Source organism: Terriglobales bacterium (assembly GCA_035543055.1).
Lineage (GTDB): Bacteria > Acidobacteriota > Terriglobia > Terriglobales > Acidobacteriaceae > JAIQFD01.
This window is the reverse complement of sequence record DATKKJ010000228.1, coordinates 1-7,106: the sequence shown is the minus strand read 5'-3', so window position 1 is coordinate 7,106 and position 7,106 is coordinate 1. Positions and strand designations below refer to the sequence as shown.

Annotated in this window: 5 protein-coding genes; 3 read left to right on the top strand and 2 right to left on the bottom strand. The window is 64.3% G+C overall.

Going from position 1 to position 7,106, the window contains the following annotated elements; translation table 11 throughout:
- Window positions 1-738: 738 nt before the first annotated feature.
- Both VMS96_14650 and VMS96_14645 read right to left on the bottom strand, forming a co-directional pair.
- The gene (locus VMS96_14650; protein HVP44668.1) at window positions 739-2,427 is read right to left on the bottom strand and encodes a carboxypeptidase-like regulatory domain-containing protein; all 1,689 of its coding nucleotides are present in this window, start codon (window positions 2,425-2,427) and stop codon (window positions 739-741) included.
- Between the two features lie 57 nt (window positions 2,428-2,484).
- Window positions 2,485-4,209 carry a GWxTD domain-containing protein gene (locus VMS96_14645; GenBank protein ID HVP44667.1) on the bottom strand — a complete coding sequence of 575 codons (1,725 nt, stop codon included), beginning with the start codon at window positions 4,207-4,209 and terminating at the stop codon, window positions 2,485-2,487.
- Window positions 4,210-4,500: 291 nt separating this feature from the next.
- Here VMS96_14645 and VMS96_14640 point away from each other — a divergent pair, with 291 nt between their 5' ends.
- From VMS96_14640 to VMS96_14630, 3 genes are all read left to right on the top strand, one after another.
- Window positions 4,501-5,895: an efflux RND transporter periplasmic adaptor subunit gene (locus VMS96_14640; protein HVP44666.1), complete on the top strand. Its 1,395-nt coding sequence runs from the start codon at window positions 4,501-4,503 to the stop codon at window positions 5,893-5,895.
- Between the two features lie 23 nt (window positions 5,896-5,918).
- On the top strand, window positions 5,919-6,656 hold the full coding sequence (locus VMS96_14635; GenBank protein HVP44665.1) for an ABC transporter ATP-binding protein: 738 nt from the start codon (window positions 5,919-5,921) through the stop codon (window positions 6,654-6,656).
- A gap of 164 nt (window positions 6,657-6,820) precedes the next feature.
- A partial coding sequence (locus VMS96_14630) for a hypothetical protein (GenBank protein ID HVP44664.1) occupies window positions 6,821-7,106 on the top strand: 286 nt, incomplete at its 3' end.

Below are 7,106 nucleotides of genomic sequence, written 5' to 3'. Positions count from 1 at the left end.
AACGGCTTGACGGGCGATCCCGGACCTGCCGGGCCTCAAGGACCTCAAGGCAACGACGGGCCTGCTGGACCTCCGGGACCGGTGGGCGCTACGGGACCACAAGGGCCGCAAGGCCCTGCTGGGCCGACGGGACCAGTGGGCACCACGGGACCGATAGGGCCGCAAGGCCCAACTGGACCGATCGGGCCTGCTGGACCTGCGGGCGCAACCGGACCGGCGGGAGCTGATGGTGCGCAAGGGCCAGCGGGACCGGCGGGGCCGATTGGACCTGTGGGACCGGCGGGCCCGACGGGAGCGATAGGACCCGTGGGACCGGCCGGACCCGCGGGACCGACGGGAGCGATAGGACCGATGGGGCCTGCGGGTGCGCAGGGGCCGGCCGGACCTGCCGGACCTGCCGGAGCGCCGGGAGCGGTCGGACCACGGGGGCCACAGGGACCGGCCGGACCGGTGGGGCCCACAGGCACTATGGGACCGATGGGGCCGAAGGGGCCGCAAGGACCTCCGGGAACGTCCGTGTCGGGGTCGGTCATTATGCTGGCGCAGGGCGTGCGGCCTTCTGCGGGATGGATACTGATCGGCAGCAGCACCGAACACCTATTCTTGGGTAATCGCCTGGTAAAACTGGTCGTGAACTATTACCGGATTCCGTAAGCGCGTCCGACCTACCCTTGTCGCGTCCGCCCTGGATGCGACAAGGGTCTTTTCTTGCCGAGGTCAAGGAAATCTGGAGGCCGACTAGAAGGTGAAGGCGAGGCCGCCGCGAACCGAGCGAGCGGACTGGACGAGATACAACGTCTGGCCGTCCTGAGAAACCACCGGGACGTAGCCCTGGGCCAGGAGGTTGCGTAGATCGACAAGCGCTTCCATGCGTCCAGGGAGGAACGGAACGGCCGGGAGCGGCTGGCGGAGGAAGACATTCAGGTAGGGATCGGCCTGTCCGGGCGAGGCGTTGAAAAGATCCACCGGGGTGAGTGTGTCGCCACTGGTCCACTTGTAGGAGGCGATCCAGCGGGTCTTCCAACCGGGCACGCGGCCGGCGAGCTTAGCGGTAACGGCATGGCGGCGGACGTTCCGGATGGCGTCACGGACTTCGGCCCAATCGGTCACCGGGCGTTCCAGGTCGAGGACGCCGCCGAAAGCGTAGTCGGCGGTGGCGGTGAGGTCCTGGGCCAATCTCCGGGAATACACGACGCGCACGCCGGTGGTGGAGAGCGTCCCGCCGTGGTAGCTGAACGTTCCGGAATAAAGGTCGGGCAGAAGGTCGGTGGAGTCGGGACTGACATCGCCGACCCCGACCAGAGCGGCGTTGCGCACCTGGTCGGCGTAAACCGCCACCTGGACATTGTTGTGTCCCAAACGCTGCGAAACGGAGAGTTCGTGGTGGCGAGCGCGCTCCAGCACTGGACGGGAGTCCACCAGCGACATGCGCGGACCGGACTCGCTCAGGTCAGCGGGGGCGGTGTCGAAGCCCTTGGCGGCGCGCATGTCCGGCTCCGAAGTCGCGTAGCGGTACTGCAGCATGGTCCCGGGACGCACCCGGACGGTGACAGAGCCGAAGGGCCGGAAGGCGGAGATCCGCTCGCCGAACTGGACGGCTTGAATTTCGCCCCCGTAGTCGAGCTCGATGATGTCGGCGATGGTGGTGGAATCGGTGGCGCTGAAGGCCAAAGCCTCGAGCGCGCCTCCAGGCACAACGTTGCCGGGCGAGCCGAAGCGACGGAGAGTCAGGGCGAACTCGGGGTGGGCACCGCTATCGAAGCGGTGACTGTAGGCGGCGCGCACCACACCCGCCGGGCCATTGCCGTACCCCAGGTTGCCGCCGACGGACAAGGTGCCGGAAGAGAAGATCGACTGCTCCAGGCGGAAGGCGGCGCCCATGGGGGGCGTCGCTCCGAATCCCTCCCCTTCGGAGCCGGCCAGGAAGACGATCTCGCCTTTCAGGCGGCGGTCGCCGGCCGGGTCCGGCTCGCTGACCACAACGGGCGTACCGTCCTCGAGCACCCGCAGAATGGGCCGGTTGGCGGCGGAGCGCAGGATCCATTTCCAGTCATCGTTGTCGTCGGAGACGCGGGGCCGCGAGGGCAGGAACTGCGCCGCTTCGAAGAGCGTGTTCAGGGTGAGGTTGATGATCAGGTGGGCGCCGGGGCCCAGGCTCACATTCTCGCGCAACGCCGGCAGGAAGGCCGGGGCGGAAGCGCGCACCTGATAGGTGCCGGGAGCGAGGTCGGAGACGGTGAAGCGCCCCTTGGCGTCGGTGAACACGCGCAGAGCGGCGGAACGCGCCAGGACGTCCACGACCGCGCCCATCTGGGGAATGCCGGAGGAATCGCGCACCAGGCCGGTGATGACGCCCGGCTTGTCGGCGGCGCAGGCCGGCAGGGTCATCGCCCATAGCAGTGCGACGAATCCGAGCTTGCGGACCATCCCTGGCATTCCTCCTCCCCGCCGCAGCATCCCGGCGGGTCCCCGATCCATCAAGAACTACTCCACGACGAATCTGGCGGTCGGCGCGACCGTCTGCTTGGAGATATTGTCGCTCACCTTGATGGTGATTTGGTAGAGGCCGGGCTCAACTTTGTCCAGGGGCAGGCTCTTGAGGACGGTGATCTGGTCGCCGACGTTGCCCATGGTCTCGGTGGTCTCGACCTGCTTGACGACTTCCTTCTTGGTCGTGGTGTTCACGACGTCGTACTCGATGGTGGCAGAGGGCTTCTTCTTCTGCTCGTCGATGCCCAGGTTGTAGATCTGCATCCAGAAGTTGACCTTCTGGCCGGGGGAGCGCTTGAAGGAGGCGGGCTTGCCGTCGGCGCCATCCACCCGGGGACGCACCTTCATGGTACCGATGACGAAGCTGCCCGAGCCGACCCTGCGCGACGGGACCGGCTCCATCTGGTCGGCGATGATGAGGCTGGAGTTGGCGAGGCGGTCGTCGCCGAAGTCGGGCACGCGGATGGCGCGGCTCCAAGTGCCGACGCGGTCGCCGTTCACGTCCTTGAGCACGATGTCCACGCGGTACATGCTGGGCCGCAGGGGCAGCGCTTTCCAGTAGATGGAGGAGTTCTGGACTGTCTTGGGCAGCAGCTCGGCGGGGACGTCGATCTGCACCGTATCCTCGAAGGTCTGGGCGATGCGGCCGGTGAGGGTGGTGACCCGGCCGAAAATGTTCACCACGCCGCGCTGCACGCCGTCTTTGTTGAGGAAGGTGACGTCCTTGTTCTTCACCTGGACGGTGATGGGCACCAGGACGGTGTCGGCGGTGACCTTCACGAAGTCGGCCCGCACCTCGAAGGGCAGCAGGTTGACGTTGATCTTGTGGCTGACGATCTCTTCCAGGTCCTTGAACTTGACCGCCGGGGGCCGGTTCAGCTTGGCGAAGGTCTCCAGCCGGTCGAACTGCTTGGTCTGGAGGTTCTTGTTGAAGGGGCTGGCGCCGATGCTCTCGATGCCGCCGCCGGTGAAGCGGTCGGCTTTGCGGGCCAGGCCCATCTCTTCATAGAGGGTCAGACCGGCATTGGGGACGTGCAGGAGAGCGTCCTTCTCGGAGCGGTCCATGGTCATGTGGAACTCGCCGCTCATGGTGGGATCGACGAACTCGATCTCGATGTTCTGACCGACGCCCTCCAGGTAGCGGTAGGTCCAGACTTCGAAGGGGTAGGTGGAGGTGGCACCCCCGCCTTCGTCCATGGGCCGCTGGTAGTAGCCGCCGGAAGGATGCGATTCGATGTTGTCGGGCGGCCCGAAGACGATGTACATGCGACCGCGGTCCGTCTTCCACCCGGGGATGCCGGAGGCGAAGTGTTCGTTGGCGTAGGCGATGCGCCGGTAATGCTCTTCCTTGTATTCGTTCTCGACGGTGTCGGGAGTGGGATCGCGGCGCAGCCAGAACTGCTCGATGAACTGGTCGCGCTCCTCGTCGTTGGAGAGCTGCTTGAAGGCGGCGCGCTCCTCGTCGGTGATGATCCAGGCCACGTCCTGGCTCAGCCACTTCTTGTACGGCCCCTCGAGCTCCTGCTTGAGCTTCTTTTCCTGCTGTTGCTTCTGCTCCGAAGTGAGGGGACGCTTGAGGGGGTCGGATTGGGCGCCGGATTGGGAGCCATCCTTGGCCGGAGCCTTGGACCCCTGCTTGGCAGCGTCCTGGGAGGCGGCCAGACCGGCCAACAGGAGAACCAGGAGGACATCGGGTAGCCAGCGGCCGACGAACTTCAAGAACGCCACCTCGGGGAGGGATTGTAGGCGTCATTCTAAGTTCGCCGAAGGCTTGAACGCAAGGAAGAGGGGCGCCCGGCGCGCTTAAAAAATCCTTATTAAATCCTTGTTACAAAAGGAATTCCCGCCCGTCCAACAAGGGTTTGGCAGGTGCGTCGGGGGCCCTGCAGCCGATATAATCCAAGGTAGAATAAGCCAGGGCCATCAGGAGATCAGCCTCGGGGGAACCTTTCCCTCAGCGCCAACGTACTTTATAGAGAGTGCGGGGGCTTGCCCCGCAGCGCCAATCATATGTCGAAAACAAATGGAAAGAAGTGGAAGAAGATCGCCATCATCGGCGGCATTGTTCTGCTGGTGCTGATCCTGGCGGGAGCGCTGTACCACCGGGCGAACGCCGGAGTGATCACGGTGCAGACCGGGAAGGTGATGAAGCAGGACCTGGCCAGCGTGGTCACCGCGTCGGGCGAGATCAAGCCGCTGAACTACGTCAACATCAGTTCCAACGCGTTCGGCATCATCACCAAGCTGTATGTGAAGGAAGGCGACCGGGTCAAGAAAGGGCAAATCCTGGCACAGATCGACAATGTACAGCCTTCCTCCAACGTAAACGGGATGAAGGCGGCGTTGGAAGCCGCCTCGGGCGACGCGACCGCGGCCGATGCGGCCTATAACACCGCGCTGGCCGATGTGAAGCGGGCGCAAGCCGACGCCGGGCGGGCCAAGCTCGACTACGAGCGGGCGGAAGGGCTTTACAAGGACCAACTGATCTCCAAGGCCGACTACGATCTGAAGAAGGCGACCTGGGAAATGTCAGCGTCCGGCCTGGCGCAGGCGCAAGCGAGGATCGTGCAGACCAAGGCGCAGCGGGACGCGGCTCACGTGCGCATCAACCAGGCGAAGGCGCAGCTCACGACCGCGTCCGACGTGCTGAGCAAGACGACGTATGTTGCCCCCTTCGACGGCCTGGTCACCAACCTGCCGGTGCGGCAGGGCGAGACCATGGTGATCGGCATCCAGAACGCCCCGGGCAGCACCCTGATGACGGTGGCGGACATGTCGGTGGTGACCGCCGAGGTCAAGGTTGACGAAACCGACATCGTGAACGTCAAACTGAATCAGCCGGCGGAAGTCACCATCGATGCCATGCCGGGCAAGACGTTCAAGGGACACGTGACCCAGGTCGGTGACAACGCGATCGTGCGCTCGACCGGCGTGGCCACGACCCAGACCACCACGGGCAGCCAGGAAGCCAAAGACTTCAAGGTGGTGGTCACGCTGGATAGCCCGCCCGAGAATCTGCGTCCCGGACTCTCGACCACGGCCAAGATCACGACCGCGACCAGGTCGAGCGTGCTGGCAATCCCCATCCAGGCGCTGACCATGCGGCAGAAGGCCGACCTGGAGAAGAAAGAGAAGGAAGAGAAAAAGGGCGATGTGCAGGCGGCCGCCCCGCCCTCCAAGAAGGACAAGGAAGAGCTGCAGGGCGTGTTCGTGGTGCGCAATAAGAAGGCCGAGTTCGTGAAAGTGGACACCGGCATCACCGGGGTGACCGATATCGAAGTCACGAACGGGCTGAAGGAAGGCGACGAGATCGTCACCGGCAGCTACAAAGTGCTGCGCACGCTCAAGAACGGGTCGGGCGTGAAAGTGGACAACACGGTGAAGGCGCAGGAAAAGGAGTCGTAAGGCCGGTGGCCGAGGAGAAACGGATGGCGACAGAGGTCCTCAATCACAGCGAGACCGGGCTGCAAAGCCCGCCCGCGAACTGCATGATCTGCACCGAGAACCTATGGAAGACCTATGACATGGGCTCGGAACAGGTGCACGCGCTGCGGGGAGTGGACGTGCGGATCGACCGCAACGAGTACGTCGCCATCATGGGCCCCTCGGGCTCGGGCAAGTCCACCCTGATGAACCTGATCGGGTGCCTGGACACGCCCACCGAGGGCCGGTACTGGCTGAACGGCAACCTGGTCAGCGAGATGGATGACGACGAGCTGGCGCGCATCCGCAATAAAGAGATCGGCTTCGTGTTCCAGACCTTCAACCTGCTGGCGCGGGCGACGGCGCTGCACAACGTGGAGCTGCCTTTGATCTACAACGGTACGCCGGCAGCCGAGCGGATCGAGAAGGCCAAGCTGGCGCTGCGCCAGGTGGACCTGGAGCCGCGCATGATGCACAAGCCCAACGAGCTGTCGGGAGGACAGCGGCAGCGCGTGGCCATCGCGCGGGCGCTGGTGAACAACCCGTCCATCATCCTGGCCGACGAGCCCACGGGAAACCTGGACTCGAAGACGGGCAACGAGATCATGGGGCTGTTCGACCGGCTGCACGAGCAGGGAAACACCATCGTGCTGGTCACCCACGAGCACGACATCGCCGAGTACGCCCACCGCGTCATCCACCTGAAGGACGGGAAGATCGCGGGAGACGAGAGGAAGAAATAGATCTGTTCTCAGTCCTTAGTGCTTACCCCGATAGCTTCCGACCTACCTCCCCTCCGCTAGGGGACCCTTGGATGGAACGGCAGTCACCCCCTGTTGTGACCTGAATCACTGCCCCAGGGACGGCATCTTCGTATTCTCCATTTCCTGTTGTTGAAGGTGGCGCTATGCGACGGATCCAGCGCCTGCTCGCCTTCTTGTGCGTCTTCGCGCTCTGGGACACGAACGTCCATGCCCAGGAACAGTCTGCCACGCCCGGCACCAGCGCTGCCACGCCGGTTGCCGCGACAAAGCCGCCTGCTACTTTTTTCTTCGTCCATTGGCAATATTTTTCGCTGAAGGAACCGAAAAACAGAGCCATGCAGCGGATCGTCGATGAGTGGCAGGAGTCATTGCGGGCCAAGGGAGTGAGGTTTGTGAGCGATCCCTTGCGCCCGACCAGCCACAGCAAGG

Coding starts and splice junctions, on each gene's coding strand:
- VMS96_14650 (HVP44668.1), bottom strand. CDS start 2,427: ATGGTCCGCAAGCTCGGATTCGTCGCACTGCTATGGGCGATGACCCTG.
- VMS96_14640 (HVP44666.1), top strand. CDS start 4,501: ATGTCGAAAACAAATGGAAAGAAGTGGAAGAAGATCGCCATCATCGGC.
- VMS96_14635 (HVP44665.1), top strand. CDS start 5,919: ATGGCGACAGAGGTCCTCAATCACAGCGAGACCGGGCTGCAAAGCCCG.